The sequence below is a fragment of the Pseudoduganella umbonata genome (assembly GCF_014192225.1).
GTDB classification, from domain to species: domain Bacteria; phylum Pseudomonadota; class Gammaproteobacteria; order Burkholderiales; family Burkholderiaceae_D; genus Rugamonas; species Rugamonas umbonata.
This window is the reverse complement of the sequence record NZ_JACHXS010000011.1, coordinates 74,673-94,808: the sequence shown is the minus strand read 5'-3', so window position 1 is coordinate 94,808 and position 20,136 is coordinate 74,673. Positions and strand designations below refer to the sequence as shown.

At 65.2% G+C, this 20,136-nt stretch carries 19 protein-coding genes; 10 read left to right on the top strand and 9 right to left on the bottom strand.

Translation table 11 applies throughout. The features are described from left to right. Positions 1-25: 25 nt before the first annotated feature. From FHS02_RS24220 to FHS02_RS24195, 6 genes are all read right to left on the bottom strand, one after another. Entirely contained in the window at positions 26-427 is a 402-nt protein-coding gene (locus tag FHS02_RS24220; protein WP_137316861.1) for a TraR/DksA family transcriptional regulator, read from the bottom strand. Next, positions 424-990, bottom strand: coding sequence for a hypothetical protein (locus tag FHS02_RS24215; protein WP_229422420.1), 567 nt, complete (start codon positions 988-990; stop codon positions 424-426). Before FHS02_RS24215 ends, FHS02_RS24220 begins: the two co-directional genes overlap by 4 nt. Further along, positions 987-1,853, bottom strand: a complete 867-nt coding sequence (locus FHS02_RS24210) for a hypothetical protein (RefSeq protein WP_229422421.1) — start codon at positions 1,851-1,853, stop codon at positions 987-989. The genes FHS02_RS24215 and FHS02_RS24210 overlap by 4 nt, the downstream gene beginning before the upstream one ends. A 94-nt stretch (positions 1,854-1,947) precedes the next feature. Next, on the bottom strand, positions 1,948-2,766 hold the full coding sequence (gene hyi, locus FHS02_RS24205; protein WP_137316862.1) for a hydroxypyruvate isomerase: 819 nt from the start codon (positions 2,764-2,766) through the stop codon (positions 1,948-1,950). A 129-nt stretch (positions 2,767-2,895) separates the two neighbouring features. Beyond that, positions 2,896-4,398 (bottom strand): DEAD/DEAH box helicase, encoded by a 1,503-nt coding sequence (locus FHS02_RS24200; protein WP_137316863.1) that lies wholly within the window; start codon positions 4,396-4,398, stop codon positions 2,896-2,898. Between the two features lie 185 nt (positions 4,399-4,583). Next, entirely contained in the window at positions 4,584-5,366 is a 783-nt protein-coding gene (locus FHS02_RS24195) for an inositol monophosphatase family protein (protein ID WP_137317763.1), read from the bottom strand. Positions 5,367-5,578: 212 nt separating this feature from the next. On the opposite strand from FHS02_RS24195, the gene FHS02_RS24190 reads away from it, so the two are divergent. The 9 genes from FHS02_RS24190 (at position 5,579) to FHS02_RS24150 (ending at position 15,643) form a co-directional block, all read left to right on the top strand. Continuing rightward, positions 5,579-6,475 (top strand): RNA methyltransferase, encoded by an 897-nt coding sequence (locus tag FHS02_RS24190; protein ID WP_229422422.1) that lies wholly within the window; start codon positions 5,579-5,581, stop codon positions 6,473-6,475. Positions 6,476-6,622: 147 nt separating this feature from the next. After that, positions 6,623-7,555 (top strand): esterase/lipase family protein, encoded by a 933-nt coding sequence (locus tag FHS02_RS24185; protein WP_137316865.1) that lies wholly within the window; start codon positions 6,623-6,625, stop codon positions 7,553-7,555. A gap of 154 nt (positions 7,556-7,709) precedes the next feature. After that, entirely contained in the window at positions 7,710-11,351 is a 3,642-nt protein-coding gene (locus FHS02_RS24180) for an EAL domain-containing protein (RefSeq protein WP_137316866.1), read from the top strand. A 12-nt stretch (positions 11,352-11,363) separates the two neighbouring features. Beyond that, entirely contained in the window at positions 11,364-11,630 is a 267-nt protein-coding gene (locus FHS02_RS24175) for a hypothetical protein (RefSeq protein WP_137316867.1), read from the top strand. Positions 11,631-11,725: 95 nt separating this feature from the next. Then, positions 11,726-12,394: a TetR/AcrR family transcriptional regulator gene (locus FHS02_RS24170; RefSeq protein ID WP_137316868.1), complete on the top strand. Its 669-nt coding sequence runs from the start codon at positions 11,726-11,728 to the stop codon at positions 12,392-12,394. Beyond that, entirely contained in the window at positions 12,391-12,939 is a 549-nt protein-coding gene (locus FHS02_RS24165; RefSeq protein ID WP_137316869.1) for an LOG family protein, read from the top strand. The genes FHS02_RS24170 and FHS02_RS24165 overlap by 4 nt, the downstream gene beginning before the upstream one ends. Positions 12,940-13,091: 152 nt before the next feature. Further along, positions 13,092-13,535: a MarR family winged helix-turn-helix transcriptional regulator gene (locus tag FHS02_RS24160; RefSeq protein WP_229422423.1), complete on the top strand. Its 444-nt coding sequence runs from the start codon at positions 13,092-13,094 to the stop codon at positions 13,533-13,535. Positions 13,536-13,565: 30 nt separating this feature from the next. Then, positions 13,566-14,312 (top strand): NADPH-dependent F420 reductase, encoded by a 747-nt coding sequence (locus tag FHS02_RS24155; protein ID WP_137316870.1) that lies wholly within the window; start codon positions 13,566-13,568, stop codon positions 14,310-14,312. Between the two features lie 8 nt (positions 14,313-14,320). Beyond that, positions 14,321-15,643, top strand: a complete 1,323-nt coding sequence (locus FHS02_RS24150) for an NtaA/DmoA family FMN-dependent monooxygenase (protein WP_137316871.1) — start codon at positions 14,321-14,323, stop codon at positions 15,641-15,643. Between the two features lie 561 nt (positions 15,644-16,204). Here the strand turns inward: FHS02_RS24150 and FHS02_RS24145 are convergent. Next, on the bottom strand, positions 16,205-17,260 hold the full coding sequence (locus FHS02_RS24145; RefSeq protein ID WP_137316872.1) for a serine hydrolase domain-containing protein: 1,056 nt from the start codon (positions 17,258-17,260) through the stop codon (positions 16,205-16,207). 156 nt (positions 17,261-17,416) lie between these two features. Then, complete coding sequence (gene phaP / locus FHS02_RS24140) at positions 17,417-17,983, bottom strand: TIGR01841 family phasin (RefSeq protein WP_137316873.1); 567 nt, start codon at positions 17,981-17,983, stop codon at positions 17,417-17,419. Positions 17,984-18,246: 263 nt separating this feature from the next. Here phaP and FHS02_RS24135 point away from each other — a divergent pair, with 263 nt between their 5' ends. Next, positions 18,247-18,645 (top strand): VOC family protein, encoded by a 399-nt coding sequence (locus tag FHS02_RS24135; protein WP_137316874.1) that lies wholly within the window; start codon positions 18,247-18,249, stop codon positions 18,643-18,645. Between the two features lie 34 nt (positions 18,646-18,679). Here FHS02_RS24135 and FHS02_RS24130 read toward each other — a convergent pair whose 3' ends face one another. Beyond that, on the bottom strand, positions 18,680-20,014 hold the full coding sequence (locus tag FHS02_RS24130; protein ID WP_137316875.1) for a chloride channel protein: 1,335 nt from the start codon (positions 20,012-20,014) through the stop codon (positions 18,680-18,682). Positions 20,015-20,136 lie beyond the last annotated feature (122 nt).

The following is a 20,136-nucleotide window of genomic DNA, read 5'->3' as shown; positions in this document are numbered from 1 at the left end:
CGCACCGCATCGCGGCAGCGGCCTTTCAGCGCCGCGGCTGTTCCAGGCGGGTCTGGCAGGCAATGCAAAAGCGCGCTTCGGGACGGGCTTCGAGGCGCGAGTAACCGATCGGCTCGCCGCAGTTTTCGCAGTCGCCGTAGTCGCCGGCGTCACCGTGCTCGCCGGGGTCCTCGCCGCTGCCGAACTTGGCCAGCGCGTGGCGGATCGACGACAGTTGCGCCTGCCGAAGCTCGTCCGCTTCCGCCTCCAGCTGGTTCAGCGTGCGGTTGCTGGCGCTGTCGGCGGGAGAGGTCTCGACTTCCTCCACGGCAGGAGTACGGTTGAACTCGCTGTTCGGCCGGCCGGCGAGCTGCCGCAGCAGCGCGAGCATGCGCTGTTCTAGGGACGCATGCAGCGCGTCGCGCTGGTCGGGTGTCAGGGTGTTCATTCCCCCATTGTATGCCCGCTGCCGGCAGGGTGGGCGGCCGTCTTGTCGGTGTCCGGCAACGCTTCGAGATGCGCCTTCAGGTCTTCCAGTGCCGGCGCCACCGCTTCCGGCTTCAGCGCGGCGATCGCGGCGGCGGCATTGAGCAGCGCCGAGGCGATACCGGCGAGCTCCCTGGCGCGCTCGATGCGACGGATCCGCTCGCGGGCGCGCGCCGCCAGGTCGAGCAGGTCGCGGGCCGGTATCGCCAGGCCCCTGGCGGCAAATCCGGTCGCGTCCGCATACAGCGCGTTGGCCTGCTGGCGCAGCGCGATCTCCTGCTCGAACAGTGCCTGCGCCTCGGCATGCGATATCGACTGGCCTGGCGTGGTGGCGTTCTTGCGGATCGCGGCCATGATGCGCTTGTGCAGCGCATCCGCGCTGTCGGACAGGCTGTCGGCCAGCGCCTCGATATCGCCGGGCAGTGTGGAAACAGCGGTGGGATTAGCTGTCGAAACAGCAGTGGCAACGGCCGGACCGGCGCCGGCGGGGGCAGCGGCGGCGGCAGCCCTGGTCGTGAGGCTCATGGCGTGGCTCCCTGGATGACGGCGACGCGTGCCGCCGGCTGTGGATCGGCGGGCATCAGCTCCCGGTACAGCGCCTCGTGGCGTTCGCGGATCGCCTGTACGTGTTGCGCGGCCAGCGTGTGGCGCCGGCCCAGCAGGCGGTATTCATCGAGCTTTTCCTGCCGGTGCGCTTTCGCCAGCGCGGCCACCAGCCGGTCCTGCGGCTTGTCCGCGAACGGTATTTCCGTGTCCAGCATGCCGGTCACGATGGCCTGTTCGTTGTCGTGGTTCCTGTCGTAGTAGCGCAGCACGGTGGTCATCGCGTCGAGCGCGTCGCGCAACGGCTGGTAGCCGTCGCGCAACACATCCTGCACAGCCTGGTCTTGCGCCGGGCCCGTGACGGCGCGTGCGAGCAGCCGCGCCAGGCCGGACACGGCATTCACGTGGCGGTCGGTCAGGCCCGTGTCGGGCCACGCCTTGATGCCTTTCGCGACCTCCTTGATCTGGTCGCCCGGATCGAACCGGTCGCCGCCGGCCAGCTTGCCCAGCGTGCGCAGGTAGGCAACCACCGCTTCGTGGATCGCCACCAGGTCCGGATAGGCCGCGCGCCGGCTGGTGTCGATGGCTCTCTCGCGTTGGTCCGCAGCCGGGGTCAGGTAGGGTTGTTCGCGTGTATACGTGTCGCGGTACCGCTGGCTCAACTCGAGGTATCCGTTCAGCCTGGGCGCCTCGGCGGCGAACGCGCGCACGTCCTTCAGGCGCGCGTTACCGGCGCAGCCGGCCAGCAGCACGGCCAGCAGTAAAGCCAGAACGGGCAATATCGGCAAGCGAAGGAGGGAATGGCCGGCGGGCGGCAGGGACGGCGGCAGCGGAGGAGGGCGCATGATGTTCCCGTGGCGTGAGCGGAACGAACATCTTGCGCCTGCAAAATCACTGCTGCTTGCGATAACGCAAACAGCTGAACCCGGATGGGGGAACTCAGGCGGCTGGGTCCAGGCAGGTAACAGCCGGTTCCACGGCCGCGGCAACACCGCTGCGCCACTGCAGGCCCGTCAGGGTGTCGGCGAGCGGCTGGTATTCGCAGCCGATCCAGCCCTGGTAACCCAGTTCGTCCAGCAGCGCGAACACGCCGGCAAAGTCGATCGCGCCGGTACCGGGTTCGTGGCGGCCGGGCGCATCCGCCACCTGCACGTGGCCGATATGCGGCAGTGCGCGGCGCAACATCGCCGGCACGTCCTCGCCCATGGTGTGCATGTGATAGATGTCGGACTGCAGGAACACGTTGCTGCTGTCGCAGGCGGCAATGATGTCCAGCGCCTGCTCGGTGCGCGACAGGAAATAGCCGGGCATGTCCACCGTGTTGATCGGTTCGATCAGCAGCCGGATATCGCGCGGGCCGCACAGGTTGGCGGCGTACTCGACATTGAACAGGTAGGTTTCGCGGGCGCGGCGCAGGTCCATGCCCGACGGAACCAGGCCGGCCAGGCAGTGCAGTTGCGGCACACCGAGCGCCGAAGCGTAGTCCAGTGCCCGGTACACGCTGTTGCGAAAGTCGCGATGGCGGCGCGGATCGCAGGCCAGGCCGCGCTCGCCCGCCTGCCAGTCGCCCGCCGGCAGGTTGATCAGCACCAGGCGCAGGCCGTTATCGTCGAGCCGTCGGCGGATCTCGGTGATCTCGTGATCGTAGGGAAACTGGCATTCCACGGCATCGAAGCCGGCCGCGCGCGCGGCGGCAAAGCGGTCCAGGAAAGGCATTTCCGTGAACAGCAGGGTAAGGTTGGCAGCGAGATTGGGCATGTGCGGCTACTTTTCTGAAAGCCACTAAGGAGACAAGCGCGGGCGGGGTTAGCAATTATGCACGATTGCACGCCTGGCTGCCAACGCGACAGCCAGGAAAACGGGACAACGGTTAAGGATGTTGCGGAATCAGCGACCGCGGCCGCCACCGCCGCCCGAGCGGGACGGTGCGCTGCCGGCCGGGCGCTGGCCACCGCGGGGTGCAGCGGTGCGTGCGCCGGGGGCTGCCGCAGAACGATTGCCACCGCCGCCGCTACGGCCACCGCCACCGCCACTACCGCTACCGCCGCCGCCGCTACGGCCACCGCCACCGCCGCTACCGCCACCGCTACCGCCGCCGTTGCTGGCACGCGACACGGCAGGCTTGCCGCGCCCGCCGCCGCCGCCACCGCCGCCACCACCACCACCGCTGCCACCACGGGGATTGCGGTGCTGGCCATTACCGCTGCGCAGCTGGATCGGTTGCGGGCGGGCGTTCGGGTCCGGTTCGAAGCCGGCGATGACTTCACGCGGCAGCGTCTGCTTGATGAGCTTTTCGATGTCTTTCAGCATGTCGTGCTCGTCCACGCAGACCAGCGACACGGCCTCGCCCGTGGCGCCGGCGCGGCCGGTACGGCCAATCCGGTGCACGTAGTCTTCCGGCACGTTCGGCAGGTCGTAGTTGACCACGTGCGGCAACTGGTCGATGTCGATGCCGCGTGCGGCGATGTCCGTGGCGACCAGCACCTGCAGCGTGTTGTCCTTGAATTCGGCGAGCGCGCGGGTACGCGCCGACTGGCTCTTGTTACCGTGGATTGCCATCGCCTTGATGCCATCCGCGCCCAGCTGTTCGACCAGCTTGTTGGCGCCGTGCTTGGTGCGCGTAAACACCAGCACCTGCGTCCACTTGTGGGTGCGGATCAGGTGCGACAGCATCGGATGCTTCTTGTCGCGGTCGACCGGGTGGATCTTCTGCGCGATGATTTCCACCGTCGAATTGCGCCGTGCCACTTCGATCGTGGCCGGCTTGTCCAGCAGGCCGTCGGCCAGGGCCTTGATCTCGTCGGAGAAGGTGGCCGAGAACAGCAGGTTCTGGCGCTTCGCCGGCAGCGCGGCCAGCACCTTGCGGATATCGCGGATGAAGCCCATGTCCAGCATCCGGTCGGCTTCGTCCAGCACCAGGATCTCGACCTTGTCCAGGTTGACGGTGCCTTGCTGCATGTGGTCGAGCAGGCGGCCCGGCGTGGCCACCAGGATGTCGACGCCGTGCTTGAGCTGCTTGATCTGCGGATTGATCGACACGCCGCCGAAGATCACGGCCGAGTTGAGTTTCGTGTACTTGCCGTACACGCGCACGCTTTCCTCGACCTGGGCGGCCAGTTCGCGGGTGGGTGTCAGGATCAGCGCGCGGATCGAACGGGTCGACGTATTGTTTGCCAGCTTGGCGCCGACAGCGTCGGTGGACAGGCGGTGCAGCAGCGGCAGCGTGAAGCCGGCCGTCTTGCCGGTGCCGGTCTGGGCGCCGGCCAGCAGGTCGCCGCCGTTCAGTACTGCGGGAATCGCTTGGGTCTGGATGGGCGTCGGCGCGGAATAGCCAGCTTCGGCCACGGCGCGGACGATCGCATCGGACAAGCCGAGTTGTGAGAAGGACATAGTTGCTTTGGATGAATGCAGCCCCAATGCCAGTCACAGGCAGGGTTGTTGTTTAGCAAGGCCGGACTGGTCGGCAATTTCTTTGGGGAAGTATATCAGTATCCATGGTAACTAAATTTCGCGAAGGGAAATAAAAAAGGCCCCGAAGGGCCTTTTTTGTATCAAAGCTACACTAATTGTTGATTTCAGGCAAATTCGGCAAGTAATCCGACCATCTGGCCGAATACGCGCGGGCTGCCGGCGATCACGTGGCCGGTCTGCATGTATTTCGATTCGCCATTGAATTCGCCGGCGATGCCGCCCGCTTCGGTCACCAGCAGCGTGCCGGCGGCGATGTCCCACGGTTGCAGGCTCTTTTCGTAATAGCCGTCCAGCCGGCCGCTGGCCACGTAGGCCAGATCCAGCGCGGCCGAACCGGCGCGGCGCACGCCATGGCAGCGCTCGGCCATGATGCCGTACATCTTCAGGTATTCGTCCAGCGCCTTCTGGCTGCCGTTCTTGTAGCCGGTGCCCAGCAGCGCGCCGGCGATGCGGTCCAGCTTGCGCACGCGGATGCGCTTGTCGTTCAGGAAGGCGCCCGCGCCTTTTTCGGCCGTAAACAGTTCGTTGCGCACCGGGTCGTACACGACGCCCAGCGTGATCACGCCGCGCTGCTGCAGAGCGATCGATACCGCGTACTGCGGGAAACCATGGATGAAGTTGGTGGTGCCGTCCAGCGGATCGATGATCCACACGAATTCGCTCTCGTCGTTCACATTGCCCGTGGTGCCCGATTCCTCGCCCAGGAAGGCGTGGGTTGGATAGGCCTTCTGCAGCACTTCGATGACGGCTTCCTCGGCGGCGCGGTCCACGTCGGTAACGAAATCGTTCGGATTCTTTTCAGCGAAGCTGACCCGGTCGAGGTCGAACGAAGCGCGGTTGATGACGGCGGCGGCGCGGCGCGCGGCCTTCACGGCCGTGTTGAGCATTGGATGCATGGCAATTCCGTAGAAAAATGGACAGGCCGCCCGGATAGTCGGTGACTACGCCGCGGTGGTGGCTGTGTGAACAGGAGCGAATTAAAAGAGCGGCGCAAAACAACGAAATACTGACCGAACGCTGGCCAGATACTGATCAAACGCAGGGCGTTGTAAAATCTGTCGTTTCGCGAAAACCGCTATTCTAAATGATGCCGCAGGAAATGACACTCAGCACAACGCCTCTTTTCCAACGCCTGCCGCTTTTCCCGTTACGCGTGGTGCTGGTGGAAACCAGCCGCCCCGGCAATATCGGCTCGGTCGCGCGGGCGATGAAGACGATGGGATTTTCCGAGCTGGTGCTCGTCAATCCCCGTATCGAAGGCGCCTTGCAGCATGAGGAAGCGGTGGCTTTCGCCAGCGGCGCCCAGGATGTGCTGGCCGGCGCGCGCGTCGTCGCCACGATGGCCGAGGCGCTGGACGGCATCAACTTCGCCGCCGCCGTGTCGGCCCGGCTGCGCGAATTTTCGCCGCCCGTGCACACGCCGCGCGAAGTCGCGCAGCACGTGGCAACGGGTGCGCTCGCGGAGCAGTCTCCCGCCGGACAGTCTGTCGCGGCACAGTCTCTTGGGTCACAGTCTCCTGGGTCACAGTCTCCTGGGTCACAGTCTCCTGGGTCACAGTCTCCTGGGTCACAGTCTCTATATAGTGCGCTGCTGTTCGGCAACGAGCGCTTCGGCCTGCCGAACGAGATCGTCGAGCGCTGCAACGTGCTGGTCAACATTCCCGCCAACCCGGAGTACTCGTCGCTGAACCTGGCCCAGGCCGCGCAGGTGCTGCTGTACGAATGCCGGATGGCGGCCATCGGCGACGCGGCGCCCGCCGCCTCGCCGGTCGGCTTCCATGGCGACGCGGCCAGCCAGGCGCAGATCGAAGGCATGTATGCGCACCTCGAGCAGGCGCTGGTGGCCATCGGCTTCCTCGACGCGGACAACCCCCGCAAGCTGATGCCGCGACTGAAGCGGCTGTTCGCCCGCACCGGCCTGGAGACGGAGGAAGTCAACATCCTGCGCGGCATTGCGCGGCAGATGATGGCGCGCGAGCGCAAGCCGGGCGAGTAAAGTCGGGCAAGCAAGCCGGGCAACCAGGCGGGCCGGGCATGCGTCTCCGGCACCGCACCAGCGACTGTTCCATGACGGCCGCCGATCGCTTACACTGGCTCTTTCCATGCCGCTCCGTCGCGGAGAGCTCTAGAGGAGAACGGGACAATGGTGGTGCGCATCCTGCTGGCAATCATGGCGATACAGGTCGCGGCGGCGCTGGCGATCTGGTATGCCGCCGCGCGGTACGTGCCGCTCGACCTGGCCCTGTTGCTGGCGCTGCTGGCGGTGGTGCTGGTGCGCGGCGCGATCAGCGCCAATAATTTCAGGATGGCACGCCGGCTCTCCAGCGACGTGCCGGTGGAGCACCGGCTCGACCTGGGAGCCCGCCTGTGCCTGTTCTGCGGCGAATTCCGCGCATCGATGCTGACATCGTCCTGGACGATGCTCCGGCACAAGCCCGCACCGTTCTTTGCCTGCGAGGGGCGCACGCTGCCCGTGCTGCTGGTGCACGGCTATGGCTGCAACGGCGGCTTCTGGGCAGCGCTGCGCGCGCGCCTGCGGTGCGAACGCATCAGCCACGATACCGTCGACCTGGAGCCGGTCACCGCGCCGCTCGACGATTATGTCGAACACGTCGAGCGCGCCGTGCAGCGCCTGCTGGCCGCCACCGGTGCGCCGCGCGTGGTCATCGTCGGCCACAGCATGGGCGGGCTGGTCGCGCGGGCCTGGCTCCGGCGCCACGGCACGGCGCACGTGGCGCGCATCGTCACCGTCGGCACGCCGCACCATGGCACCGGCCTGGCGGCGCTGGGCATCGGCGCCAACGCGCGGCAGATGCGCCAGGATGCCGAATGGCTCGCGCAACTGGCGCAGGACGACGCGGCGCACCGGGCTTTGATCACGTCGATCTGGTCGTGGCACGACAATATCGTCGCACCGCAGACATCGTGCCGCCTGGCCGGCGCGAAAAACATTGCCTTTTCCGGTATCGGCCACGTGGCGCTGGGCAGCGATCCACGCGTGCTGTGCCGCATCCTCGATGAAATCCTCACCGCCGGCCCTTTGACGCGCCCGCTGTCCCCCGCTACAATGTATTGACGTACGGCAATACTTGCTTACATCCGGACAATAACGGGTGGGGCGGGACGCGCACGCCTGCCGTGCTTCGCGTCCGTACGGAATAAGGGATACTGATAAGACAGGGAGGGCTGCTGCCCGGCAACGACAACTCATAACAAGAGGGAGGGACAACGTGTCTGCACGTATCCTCATCATCGAAGACAACCCCACCAACATGGAGTTGATGGTATACCTGCTGCGCGCCTTCGGCTACACCCCGCTCGCCGCGAGCGACGGCGAAGAAGGCGTGGCCGCCGCGCGGCGCGAACTGCCGGACCTGATCATCTGCGACGTGCACCTGCCCAAGCTCGACGGCTATGGCGTCGTGTCCACGCTGAAGGCCGATCCCGCCACCCGGGGCATCCCGGCGCTGGCCGTGACCGCGCTGGCCATGGTGGGCGACCGCGAACGGCTGCTGGCCGCCGGCTTCGACGGCTACATCGGCAAACCGATCGAGCCCGACAGCTTCGTCACGCAGCTCGAGTCTTTTTTGCCAGGGGAGATGTCGCCCCGTAAAACAGACGACATCGCAACGATCCTGATCGTCGACGATCATGTACTGAACCGGCAGTTCCTGATGACCCTGCTGGGCTTTTCCGGCCACCGGCTGATGGAAGCGGCCAGCGGCATCGAAGCGCTGAAACTGATCGAGCGCGACCGGCCCGACCTGATCATCTCGGACATCCTGATGCCGAACATGGACGGCTACGAATTCGTCGCGCGCGTGCGCGAGAATCCGGAAACGGCCAATGTGCCGATCATCTTCTATACCGCCACCTACCGCGAGCGCGAGGCGATGGCCGTGGCGCAGTCGTGCGGCGTGCGCTGGGTGCTGCCGAAGCCGTCGGACCCGGACGTGATCATGGCGACCGTGCAGGAAGCGCTGGGCGTACCCGCCGGCCCCGTCGGCACGCCGGATTACGCCGCGGGGCTGGCCGCGGGCTTCGGCGAAGCGCCGCCCGCCGACAGCAAGCTGGACGGCATCGGCCACAAGATGGCCGAGTACCTGGACGAAGTGGAATCCTCGACCCAGGTGATTTCCGAACTGGCCCAGCATGAAACGCCGGACGGCGAAACCGAGCGGCTGCGCTCGATGACGCAGCGGCTGTCGAACAGCCTGTCCAGCCTGCAGGCGGTCAGCCTGCGGCTGACGGCGCTGATCGAACTGGGCATCGACCTGTCCGCCGAACGGGAGCCGCAGGCGCTGGTGGACATCGGCTGCAAGGTCGCGCAGAACATCTGCGTGGCGAAATACGCCTGCATCGGCGTGCTCGACAAAGGCGGCGGCACGCTGGGCTGGTTCAGCCAGTGCGGCACCGCGGAAGGCGCGCAGGTATTGCGCGGTGCGCCCGATGCCGGCATCCTGAAACGCATCATCGACGAGCGCAAGGCGGTGCGGGAACACCCGCTGCCGGGCAATCCCTCGCACCTGGGCTTGCCGGACGGGCACCCGCCCGTGCATTCCTTCCTGGGCGTGCCGATCGCCTCCGGCACCGGCGTGCATGGCTGGCTGTACCTGGCGGACAAGCTGGGCGACGAAGGCTTTTCCGAAGTCGACGAGCGTATCGCCGTCACCGTCGCCGCGCAGATCGCCGTGTCATATGAAAACCTGCAGCTGTACGAGGAAGTGCGCCGCAACCATGCGCAACTGCAGCAGGACATGGATGCGCGCAACCGCCTCACCGAAGACCTGCGCCGCTTCCGCCTGGCGATGGACGCCACGGCCGATGCGATCTTTCTCGTCGACCGCGCCAATACCTGCTTCGTCGACGTCAACGTGACGGCCTGCCGCATGCTCGGCTTCGAGCGCGAGGATTTCCTGCTGGTCGGCCAGCGCGAGCGGGGCAGCGCGCCGATGCAGCTGGTGGACCTGTACGACAAGCTGCTGGCCGGCGACCAGGGCGGCCCCGTGGCCGAACTGATGCTGCACCGGCGCGACGGCTCGCTGATGTCCGTCGAGGTGCAGCGCCGCACGCTGCGCTCCGGCCAGAACTGGATCCTGGTGGCCGTGGCGCGCGACATCACGGAACGCAAGGAAGCCGAGCGGCGCCTGCTGAAGCTGGCCCACTTCGACACGCTGACGAACCTGCCGAACCGCGCCCAGCTGTACGAATCGCTGACCCATTCGCTGAAGCAGGCCGCCGAGCACCGCTGGGCGCTGGCCGTGCTGTTCCTCGACATGGACCGCTTCAAGAACATCAACGACACGCTGGGCCACACGATCGGCGACGAACTGCTCAAGCAGTTCTCCAGCCGCCTGGTCGATTGCCTGCGCGTGCGCGACACGATCGGCCGATTCGGCGGCGACGAATTCGCCGCCATCCTGATGCTGCCGGAAGGCGCCCAGGGCGCGCTGCCGGTGGTCGACAAGATCCGCGAGGCGATGCGCCAGCCGTTCGACCTGCAGGGGCACGAAGTCACCGTCACCGCGTCGATCGGCATTTCGGTCTACCCGGACGACGGGCAGGATGCCGATACGCTGATCAAGTACGCCGACACGGCGATGTACCGCGCGAAGGAAGCAGGGCGCGATGCCTTCCGCTTCTTCACGGCCGAGATGAATGCCCAGTCGCTGGCGCGGCTCGACATGGAGAACGCGCTGCGGCGCGCCATCGACAACGAGGAATTCGTGCTGTACTTCCAGCCGAAGATCGACATCGGCACGGGCCGCATCAGCGGCGCCGAGGCGCTGATCCGCTGGAACCGGCCCGGCCACGGCATGGTGTCGCCGGCCCTGTTCATTCCCTTGCTGGAAGAGACCGGCCTGATCGTGCGGGTCGGCGCGTGGGTGATCAACGAGGCTTGCAGCCAGATCGCCTTCTGGAAGAATACCGGCGCCGGCGCCGTGCAGATTTCCGTGAACGTCTCCGGCATCCAGTTCTTCGTCGGCGGGCTCGAGGAAGAAGTGCTGAACGCACTGCGCCAGCACGACATTCCGCCCGAGCTGCTGGAACTGGAGCTGACGGAAAGCTCGTTGATGAGCAATGCCGAGGAAACCATCAAGGTGCTGCAGAACCTGAAGGAACTGGGTATCAAGATCTCCATCGACGACTTCGGCACCGGTTATTCGTCGCTGGCCTACCTGAAGCGCTTCCCGATCGACAAGCTGAAGATCGACATCGCCTTCGTGCGCGAGGTCACGTCGAACCCGGACGACGCGGCGATCGTACTCGCGATCATCAACATGGCGCACAGCATGAAGCTGAAGGTGATTGCCGAAGGCGTGGAAAAGGACGCCCAGCTGGCCTACCTGCGGCGCCACGACTGCGATGAAATGCAGGGCTATTTTTTCTCCCGGCCACTGCCGGCGGGCGACTTCGAACTGATGCTGCGCGAGAAGCGCTACCTGGCCGCGCCGGCGGACGAGACGCGCGACGACGGCAAGCCGACGCTGCTGATCGTCGACGACGACGCCTTCATGCTCGACGTGCTGTCCGACTTCCTGGCGCAGGACGGCTACCGCATCCTGACCGCGCAGACGGCGCTGGAAGGCTTCGACATCCTGGCGCGCCACAACGTGCAGGTGATCCTGTGCGACCAGTGCATGCCGTCGATGAGCGGCACGGAATTCATGGAGCGGGTCAAGAACCTGGCGCCGGACACCTTCCGCATCATGTTGTCGGCCTATGCGGACCTGACGCCGATCATGGCCGCCATCAACCAGGGCGCGATCGACCGCTTCTACACGAAACCGTGGAAGGGGGCGGTACTGCGCGAAAACATCCGCGAGGGCTTCCGGCTGTACAGCCACGCAAGAAGAGCCCAGGCGGCATAGGAGGAACACACCATGGTCAAGAAACGCATCCAGGCCATCTGGCAGGCAGGCCTCGAAGACTTCGCGGTGCGCCGCGAACGGGCCGAGGCATTGCGCGCCGCCGTGCGGCATGAATCGGCGGCGTCGCCGAAACGGCAGTTGCGCGACCGGGCAATGGAGGAGCACGTGCAGCGCGCCGTGATCGCCGCCACTGCGCCATTGCGGCAGGAAGTCGAATCGCTGAAGCAGGAAGTCGATGGCTTGCGGGAGCAGGTGGGCAGGCTGAAAAAAGGCCGCTAGCCGTACAAAAAGGCCGCGAGCCATACGTTGGCACAATTCCGCACGGCCGTGCCATTGGTGTTATGCTTGCGGCCAAAACAACAGCACCTGCGCCCATGTTACAGAAAGCTCCCAGAAGAACACGCGAACGCATCCAGGAACTGTCGCTGCGCCTGTTCAATGAATTCGGCGAACCGAACATCACCACCACGGTGATCGCCGAGGAGCTGAGCATTTCGCCGGGCAACCTGTACTACCACTTCCGCAACAAGGACGACATCGTCAACTCGATCTTCGTCGAGTTCGAGCAGGAGATCGAGCGCATCCTGCACGTGCCGGCCGGCCGGCGTTCCAACATCGAGGACGTGTGGACGTACCTGCACCTGATGTTCGAGCTGATCTGGCGCTACCGCTTCTTCTACCGCGACCTGAACGACCTGCTGTCGCGCAACCGCAAGCTGGAACTGCACTTCAAGCAGATCCTGGCGCACAAGATCAAGGTGGCCAGGCAGCTGTGCGAAGACCTGCGCACCGAAGGCGCGCTGGAAGCGAACGACGCGAAGATCGATGCGATGGCAACCAATATGGTGGTGGTGGCCACGTACTGGCTGTCCTACGAATACGTGCGCAACCCGCGCAAGTACACCGAGCAGCAGTCGATGGCCGATGCGCTGGCGCGCGGCTGCTACCAGGTGCTGATCCAGGTGGAACCCTACCTGCGCGGCGAAACGCTGGCGCGCTTCCAGAAACTGACCGACGACTACCTGAAGAAACTGAACAAGTGAAATCCGTTTGTGTTTACTGTGGCGCCAATGCCGGCGCCAGCCCGCTGTATGCGGAACGCGCGCGCGCCCTGGCGGCCGCGCTGGTCGATGCCAACCTGGCGCTCGTCTACGGCGGCGGCAATGTCGGCCTGATGGGCGTGATTGCCGACGAAGTGCTGCGCCTGGGCGGCGAGGTGACGGGCGTGATCCCCACCGCGCTGGTCGAGCGCGAAGTGGGCCACACGGGCCTGACACGGCAATTCATCGTCAAGGACATGCACGAGCGCAAGGCCATGATGGCCCAGCTGTCCGACGGCTTCATCGCCATGCCCGGCGGCCTGGGCACGCTGGAAGAACTGTTCGAGATGCTGACGTGGTCGCAGCTGGGCATCCACGACAAGCCGATCGCGCTGTACAACGTGGACGGCTTCTACGACCGGCTGATCGACTTCGTCGCCCACGCGCGCGAGGAAGGCTTCATCCATCCGCGCAATGCGGAGCGGATGCTGGTCGAGGCGGAACCGGCGGCGCTGGTGGCGTTGCTGAAGGGGCAGCGGGGCGGGTGAGAGCGGCCTGACCGCGCGGCTCTGCTGCAACGTTCACATTCGGCAGCACTCGGCAGCGCCCGCAACATCCTGTCGATCAATGAGCAGCAAGCATGAAGCCGGCATCGGTGATATAGTCTAGTACACTAGATACTTGTGAACTAGAGGAAATCGTGACGCGGACCAAGACCAACCCCTATCGCGAGGTCGGCCAGCAGCTATCTTTCGCGCTCTACGGCGCCGCCAACCGCATGACACGGCTGCATAAACCTTTCCTGGAACCGCTTGGGCTGACGTTCCCGCAATACCTCGCATTGCTCGAACTGTTCAGCAGCTCGCCCAGGGCTGTCGGCGAACTGGGTGCAAAACTCGACATGGATACCGGAACGATCACGCCGCTGCTGAAGCGGCTGGAAATCGCCGGCATGGTCACGCGGGTACGCGATCCGGCGGACGAACGGCGCGTTCTCGTCAGCTTGACGGACAAAGCGAACGCGCTGCGCGACGAGGTCTGGAGCATCACCGACAAGATCAAGACCGCCTGCCAGCTTTCCGAGGAAGGCCTGGCCGACCTGCGCGACACGCTCGATGCATTCGCACGCCCAGCCTGCGATTGAGCGGCTGTTCAACACTTAAGGAGTTACCTCATGAAAGTAGGAATCATCGGCGCCGGCAATATCGGCGCAACCATCGCGCAAAAACTGGCCGCCGGCGGCCATGCAGTCAAGCTGGCCAATTCGAGGGGACCTGACACGATCCGCGACCTTGCGCACGACCTCGGCGTAACCGCCGTCAGCAAGGAAGAGGCTGTGAACGGCGTAGACGCGGTCATCCTGTCGATTCCATTTGGCGGGTACTCCGGGATGAAGGATCTTTTCGCTAACGTCCCCGCGGAAGTCACCGTCATCGATACCTCGAACTATTACCCGTTCCGGGATGGCGAGATCGGCGAGATCGACAACGGAAAGCCGGAAAGCGTGTGGGTCAGCGAGCAGATCGGCCGCCCGGTCGTCAAGGCATGGAATGCGGTGCTGGCGCAAACGCTGGCGGAAAAGGGCAGGCCCGAGGGCCAGTCGGAACGCATCGCCATTCCGGTCGCCGGTGACGACGAAGAGGGCAAGAAACTTGCCATGCAGCTGGTCAGCGCCACGGGGTTCGATCCGGTCGATGCCGGCACGCTGGCCGAGTCCTGGCGGCAGCAGCCGGGTACGCCCGCCTATTGCACCGAACTGCCTGCCGATGCGCTGGCATCCGCCATTGCCGAGGCCGACAAGGAACGTGCTCCGTCGTACCGGGAAGCGCTGATCGAGGAATTCATGGCGGGCCATGGCAAGCTGACGCACGACGATATCGTCATGCGGAACCGGGCCGTCACCGCCGGGCGTAACAGCTGAGGTCTCCGATGAGCCAGCCGAACATGGTGATCGGAATGCACCTGGGTAATGGGTACGGCTCGCAGCCCGGCGCCTGGCGCATGCCGTGGGTCGATCCCAGGAATTATGCGAGCTTCGATGCCAAGGTTCGCCATGCGCAGGCGGCCGAGCGCGGCAAGCTGCATTTCGTGTTCCTGCCGGACGGTCCAGGCCATGTCGGCGACATCGAGAACGAAGCCCCGCACTTCAACCTCGACGTCATGCTCACGCTGGCTGCCGTGGCCCGCGGCACCGGGCGTATCGGCCTGGTGGCCACCGGCTCCACCACATTCAACGAACCCTACAACCTCGCCCGGCAGTTCAAGGCGCTCGATATCATGAGCCACGGGCGGGCCGGCTGGAACGCCGTCACGTCGAGTGGCGAGGATGTCGCGGCGAACTACGGCAGGCGGCTCCCGTCGAGTCCGGAGCGTTATGGCCGGGCGCATGAGGCAATCCAGCTCGTGCAGGCGCTATGGGGAAGCTGGGGACAGGACGCGTGGGTGCACGACCAGGCGTCCGGCCAGTTCGCCAAAGGGAAACGGATCGCACCGGTCAACCTTGGCGGAAAGTTCGTGGCCTCGCGCGGGCCGCTTTACATTCCTCCCTCCGAACAAGGCCAGCCCGTCATCTTCCACGCGGGAGGCAGCCCGAATGCGCTCGAGCTGGCTGGACGCTTCGCCAGCGTCGTCATTGGCGTGGCCTTCACGATCGACGATGCGCGCGCCCAGCGCGCCGCGTTCCGCGATGCCGCCGCACGCGCCGGCCGGCATCCGGATGAAATCAAGTTCGTTGCCGGGCTGATGACGACGATCGCGGGCGACCGGCGCTCGGCACTTGACCGCCGCATCGCGCTGACCGAGCGGACGTTCCCCGACCGGCTGGCCTATCTGCAGCAGATGCTGGGCGTGAGGCTGGATCCGGCACGACTCGACCAACCGCTTTCACCGGATCAGCTTGCAGCGGCCCGTCCGTCACCACGCGATCCGCGTTCGGCTCACGCCCTGAACATTGCACGCGAGGGGTGGTCCCTGCGGGACATACTGGCACATGGCGTGATCGACTATCATCCGGTCATCGTCGGGCCGGCTGTCGAGGCTGCAGATCACATGCAGGAATGGTTCGAATCGGGCGCAGTGGACGGTTTCTGGGTCTCTCCCGACATCTACGATGACGGGATCGACGCGTTTGTCGACGGTGTGATTCCCATCTTGCAGGAACGCGGGCTCTTCCACGAAGATTACGCGGGTAGCACGCTGCGCGACCATCTTGGCGTTCCGGCGCAGTACGGGGTCGATCACCGGTTGCGCTGATGTGGCATTCACCGCGTTGAGATAGCTTCCGGAGCAAAGCAAGGAAATAGGAACGCCTGACCAAACTACTGAGACTGGCCGCATTCGGCCAGCAGCGGTCGTTGACGATGTGTGTTTCAGTAGGTGGGCACGTGTCGTTTTGGGTAGCAAGCCGGATAATCCGCAGTTACAAGATGGAGTCGTCGTGGTCATTGATTATTGTCCGGTTTGCGGCTACGGCCCTGCTCTTGGATACGCTTCAACGGAAGAGTTGCGATGCTCATTCGAGATCTGCGATTGCTGTGGCTGCGAGTACGGTTACGACGATAACGTGGCCCACTACGAGCGGTGGGTAGCAAAAGGGTGTCCTTGGTTTCGCTCCAAAGCTCGCCCTCTGAACTGGTCGCTCGAGGAGCAGCTAACGCGTACGATCCGACCATGGCCACCTGAGCGGGAGTCGGCGAGGTAAGGCGGCGGCAATTGAACAGTTGAAATAGCTGGCCGGCGAATGTCCGCTTCGGCGCGGAAGCGGACGTACGCTCGGCGGCATTCGGCTAGAAGTGTGCGCGCCCCTTCGCCGCGCTATGGTCCATCCGTGAGCACCTTCACGCGCTCGGCCGCGTGGCCGGACATGGGCGCGCGTTCCAGCGCCCGGCGATATGCCGCGAGGGCGCCGGCGCGGTCGCCGACCGCTTCATACGCCAGGCCCAGGCTGTCGAAGGCATTCGCGCTGCGTGGATACTGTTCCGCATTGAACTTCAGCAGTGCGAGCGCATCGCGCGGCCGGCGCTTCTCCAGCAGCATGCCGGCCCATTCGTTGACGCTGCTTTCTTCCAGGTAGAACGAGGGATCGCGGTGCCGCAGCGCGCGGTAGGCTGCCGTCACCTGGCGGAATGCCGATGCTTCCACCATGCGCACGAAGGCGGCGGGCGGTACGATCTGCTTCAGGCGGAACTGCGTGCTCAGCAGATGAAAGGCCAGGTCGGTCAACTCCGTGCCTGAATTGTTCGACAACAGCACGACGCCGCGCCCGGCGCGCGTATCGAAGGCCACCGTGCTGGTAAAGCCGAAGGTGCGGCCGGAATGCGTCCAGATCTCCGAACCGTTGCGCCGCATGACGGACCAGGCCAGGCGCACGTCGGGCTTGTCCGCGTAGGGCTGGCGCATCAGTGCCGTGGCATCGTCGAGCGCCGACGGCGTCAGCGCGAATGCCGCTCCGAGGAATGCCAGCAGGTCGCTGGCATTCGAATACAGGCCGCCGGCGGGCACGGACACGGGCGGCACTTCCATCCAGGCGTGGGCAACGGGACCCAGGTGTCCCTGGGCGAAGCGTGCCCGTTCCGCAGGGCCGGGAACGACGCCGGTGGCTGCCATGCCGAGAGGGCGGTTAATCCGCTCCGCGATCAGCCGCTCATACGGGACGCCTGCCTTTTCCGCCAGCGCAAAGCCCAGCAGGCTGAAGCCGAGGTTGGAATATTCCGCCTTGCCTGGCGCGCGGGACAGCTGGTAGCCGGACAGGAACCGGTACAGCGACGGCACGTCCACGCCGTGCCCTGCCTCCAGCGCATCGTAGGTATTCGCGCCGGGCATTTCGCGCGGCAGGCCTGAAAGGTGCAGCGACAAATGGGAAAGCGTGATCGGCTAGCCGCCGAAAGGACCGATCCCATGAAAAAAGCCAACGATACCCCAGCCTGTCCGGCTGTTGCATCGTTGGCTTCATTCGCTCATCGGGCTGAATGCTGTCCGAGGAACAGATCTGCAACCGGGCGGTGATTCGCCCGGTGACTGCTTCGATTACTCGGCAGCGGCTGCGATCGGGCCCTTCTTGACGGCCGTGTTGAACTGGCTCACCGCGGCGTTGACGTTGGCTTCGATCGTGTCGGAAGCCTGTTTCGCCGAGCGGGTGAACTGCTGGTAGCCGGCATCGGCGTTGCCCAGTGCGGTCTTGAACAGGGCGATGGCGTTTTCGCTGCCTGCCGGCGCGTTCTTGGTGGCTTCGTTCACCAGGGAGAGCACCTTGCTGTTGGTTTCCGAAAACTGCGCCTTGGCGGCTTTCGAGAACTCGGCGGCGGTTTCGGCGGCGATCGACGACACCTGGCGTCCGTAGGCGACGAATTTTTCAGCGGCAGGCTGTGCCTGGGCAGTGCTCAGCGAGAAGAACTCTTGCGGATTGCTGGCCGACAGCAGCTGCTTGGCGGTGACCGACGAACCTTCCAGCGATGCCTTGGCAGTGGCCAGGTTCAGTGCGATCAGCTTCTCGAAACCTTCGAAAGCCTTGCTGGTCAGTGCCGAGAAGTTCGTGAACTGGTTGTCGAGGTTGGCCTTGGCGGCGTTCGAGAATTGCTCGGGAATCGTAGACATGTATTTCTCCAGTGTAATAATAATATTGATGAGAGCCATCGTTGACGACTCCAGGCAAGCTATTGTGCAACGCAACATAACGTAGTCTACCGGGATGGCAGTCAATGTCAAGCAGTGTTTTTGTGCAGTGCACCATTTTCACGATCGCTTGCCTTGGCGATACTGCTGAAATCTGTCAACGCAGCCTGTCGATTCGGCGCATTCCCATTCGTCGTCAGGATGCAGACCTCCGCAGTTCAACCACTGTCATGAATGGGAGCACCATGAACAAGCAGATCATCTTCAACCTGGCCGTCCGGGATCTCGACAACTCCCGCGCGTTCTTCACCGCGCTCGGCTTCACCTTCAACCCGCAATATTCCAGCGACAGCGCGGCGTTCATGAATATCGTGGATGGCAGCATCCACGCGATGCTGATGACCGAAGCATTCTTCAAGTCCCTGATCGACAAGCCCCTTGTCGATGCACGGGAGCGGAACGAAGTCATCATCTGCCTGAGCTGCGAAAGCCGGGAAGAAGTGGACGGCCTGATCGCCAAGGCTGTCGCGGCAGGGGGCCGCACGCCGCATCCGCCGGAAGACCATGGCTTCATGTACGACCAGGGCTTCGAGGATCTCGACGGCCACCTGTGGAACCTGGTCTGGATGGCGCCACAAGCCTGAGCGCGGTCCATGCGAGAGCCTGCCCGCCGCCGCGTCATCCGCCAGGAGGGCGGCGTGGCGGCAACTGCAGCGTGGCAAGCGCCGTGTACAACGGTGGCGTCAGCACGCGCGACACGGTGCTGGCGACGACGGCGCACGCCATCAGGCTCAGCACCATGCCATGCCCGTCGACCATCTCCATGACGATGATGAAGGCGGTCAGCGGAGCCTGGGTAGCGGCGGCGAGAAAACCGACCATGCCCAGCGCGATCAATGCGGCCCCCTGGGTATAGCCGGTCAGCAGGGCGATGTCGTGGCCCAGCGCCGCGCCGATCGACAGGGACGGGGCGAAAATCCCCGCCGGGACGCCCGACCAGGCGGTAAGCCATGTCGCCGCGAATTTCAGGAACGCAAAGCCGCCGGGTACCGCCGCGCTGTTTTCGAGCAGGCCGCGGGTCGCTTCGTTGCCGCTGCCGTAGGTCGCACCGGCGCTGACGGCACCGATGATCGCCACCGCCAGGCCGCAACCAGCGGCAAAGCGTACCGGATACCGGGCTCGCCAGCGGGTCGGCAGATCTGCGGACTGGCCGCGCAGGCAGGTCAGCAGCAGGCGGGCGAACAGCCCGCCCGCGGCACCGGTCACCAGCGTTACGAGCAGCCCCGGCCAGACCAGGAACAGCCCGATCGGTCCGGGATGGATGACGCCGAAATGCGTGCCGTTGCCATGGATCGACACGGCGATCAGGCCGGCCAGCACGATGCCCGCCACGATCAGGCCGCTATTGCGCTGTTCCGGCGTGCGCGACAGCTCCTCGATGGCGAACATGACACCGGCCAGCGGCGTATTGAAGGCCGCCGCAATGCCGGCCGCCCCGCCGGCCACCAGCAGCGAATGGGCGCTGACGCCGCTGCGGCGGGGCAGCCAGCGCCGTGCCGCCAGCATCACGCCGGCAGCGATCTGCACCGACGGGCCTTCGCGGCCGAGCGAGAGTCCGCCGAGCAGCCCGGCCGACGTCAGGCCGATCTTCGCCATGCTCAGCCGGAGCGACACCAGGCGGGGCCGGCGGCCACCCGACAGCGCAGGGTCGAGCGCCGCGATGACTTGCGGGATGCCCGAGCCGGCTGCTCCCGGAACATGGCGCCGTGTCACCCAGACGATGGCGGCACATGCCAGCGGGGTCCAGAGCAGGGGCAGCCACCAGACGCCGTCCGCCATGCCCAGGAAGAGTCCGAGCCCGGACTCGGCCAGCCAGCTGAACCCCACCACGACCAGGCCGGCGATCGCGGCGGCACCGACCACGACCGCCCGCGTGATCCAGGTATCGGTCGTTGCAAATTCTTTCTGGAAGGCTGTTCGAACGTCGTGGGGCGGGATGTCGTGGGGTGACATGGCAGGGCAGGCGCGGCAAAGATGCCATTATAAAGACATATTTGCGCGAATGTATTTCGTGCGGCGGCTGTGCCTTGCCGCGCTTGCGTGCTCAGCTAGCCATCTTCGCGCAGGCGTGGGCA

Coding starts and splice junctions, on each gene's coding strand:
- FHS02_RS24220 (WP_137316861.1), bottom strand. CDS start 427: ATGAACACCCTGACACCCGACCAGCGCGACGCGCTGCATGCGTCCCTA.
- FHS02_RS24215 (WP_229422420.1), bottom strand. CDS start 990: ATGAGCCTCACGACCAGGGCTGCCGCCGCCGCTGCCCCCGCCGGCGCC.
- FHS02_RS24210 (WP_229422421.1), bottom strand. CDS start 1,853: ATGCGCCCTCCTCCGCTGCCGCCGTCCCTGCCGCCCGCCGGCCATTCC.
- hyi (WP_137316862.1), bottom strand. CDS start 2,766: ATGCCCAATCTCGCTGCCAACCTTACCCTGCTGTTCACGGAAATGCCT.
- FHS02_RS24200 (WP_137316863.1), bottom strand. CDS start 4,398: ATGTCCTTCTCACAACTCGGCTTGTCCGATGCGATCGTCCGCGCCGTG.
- FHS02_RS24195 (WP_137317763.1), bottom strand. CDS start 5,366: ATGCTCAACACGGCCGTGAAGGCCGCGCGCCGCGCCGCCGCCGTCATC.
- FHS02_RS24190 (WP_229422422.1), top strand. CDS start 5,579: ATGACACTCAGCACAACGCCTCTTTTCCAACGCCTGCCGCTTTTCCCG.
- FHS02_RS24185 (WP_137316865.1), top strand. CDS start 6,623: ATGGTGGTGCGCATCCTGCTGGCAATCATGGCGATACAGGTCGCGGCG.
- FHS02_RS24175 (WP_137316867.1), top strand. CDS start 11,364: ATGGTCAAGAAACGCATCCAGGCCATCTGGCAGGCAGGCCTCGAAGAC.
- FHS02_RS24170 (WP_137316868.1), top strand. CDS start 11,726: ATGTTACAGAAAGCTCCCAGAAGAACACGCGAACGCATCCAGGAACTG.
- FHS02_RS24155 (WP_137316870.1), top strand. CDS start 13,566: ATGAAAGTAGGAATCATCGGCGCCGGCAATATCGGCGCAACCATCGCG.
- FHS02_RS24150 (WP_137316871.1), top strand. CDS start 14,321: ATGAGCCAGCCGAACATGGTGATCGGAATGCACCTGGGTAATGGGTAC.
- phaP (WP_137316873.1), bottom strand. CDS start 17,983: ATGTCTACGATTCCCGAGCAATTCTCGAACGCCGCCAAGGCCAACCTC.
- FHS02_RS24135 (WP_137316874.1), top strand. CDS start 18,247: ATGAACAAGCAGATCATCTTCAACCTGGCCGTCCGGGATCTCGACAAC.
- FHS02_RS24130 (WP_137316875.1), bottom strand. CDS start 20,014: ATGTCACCCCACGACATCCCGCCCCACGACGTTCGAACAGCCTTCCAG.